Annotated in this window: 1 protein-coding gene; it reads right to left on the bottom strand. The window is 63.2% G+C overall.

Going from position 1 to position 924, the window contains the following annotated elements; all coding sequences use genetic code 11:
- On the bottom strand, nt 1-924 hold a 924-nt coding region (locus AAFX91_RS42025; RefSeq protein ID WP_394570393.1), incomplete at both ends, for an IS4 family transposase.

Below are 924 nucleotides of genomic sequence, written 5' to 3'. Positions count from 1 at the left end.
TAGGGTGCGCGTTCTTTTGCCGCTCGGTCTTGCCTTCCAGTTTGGCCGAGACGGCTTCGAGGATGGGTTGATCGGCAGGCTCGAAGGCCTCAAGCAGGTTTTGGCCGGTGGTGCCGTCGCGAGCCTTGACCAGTTGCATCACCGATACAGCCGCTACGGCCACAACAGCGGCGAACCTGATCATGGCCTCAGGATCACTGATGTCGGCGGCCTCGATATCGAAGCCTCCGGTCTTCTGCGTGTGGAAGTACTCCTCGACGACCCAGCGCATCCGATAGAGATCAACGGTTCTGCGCGCGTCGGCGATGTTGGTGACCGGATGGGTCGTCAGCAGTCGCCAGTGGATCGGCTTGCCACCCTCTGGCGTCGATGTCTCGCGCACATCGACCACGGCCAATGTGACCGTGTCGGGCAGATCGGCAGTTCCATGCAGCGGCTTGCGCAGGGTCACACGCGAGAAGCGGATTGCCAGTTCGCTGCTGCGCGCCTTGCGTCCCGGAGCCGCAGGAATGTTCACTTTGAGCCGACCTGCTTCGGGCAGACTATCGATGTGCGAGAACAGCAGATCAATCTGCTCCTCCTCGATCCGCCGGTTCTGGCAGGCCCGCACGATCAAATGCGTAGTCTGCGGACGGAACGCGAAGTGCGCGTAGATGTCGCTTTCCCGGTCCGATACCACCGTGATGCTCGCAGCCTCCGCCAGCACCTCTGCGGCGCGCCTCGTGCTATCGAGCCAACGTTGCGATTCCTTCTGTTTCGTCGTTCGCGCCCGTCGATGCTTGGCCTTGCCGCCCGTGCGGTTCCACACCTTCGCATCGACGAGGCCGATCACTCCGCCGTTGCTGGCATCGACCGCCAGGGCGGCATCCAGCAACAGGCCCCGCAGCGCTCCGCCTTTCCCGATCGGCCCGTAGCCGTTCGCTT

The organism is Bradyrhizobium sp. 31Argb, from assembly GCF_043638955.1.
GTDB lineage: Bacteria > Pseudomonadota > Alphaproteobacteria > Rhizobiales > Xanthobacteraceae > Bradyrhizobium.
This window is presented reverse-complemented; position numbering and strand designations above follow the sequence as displayed.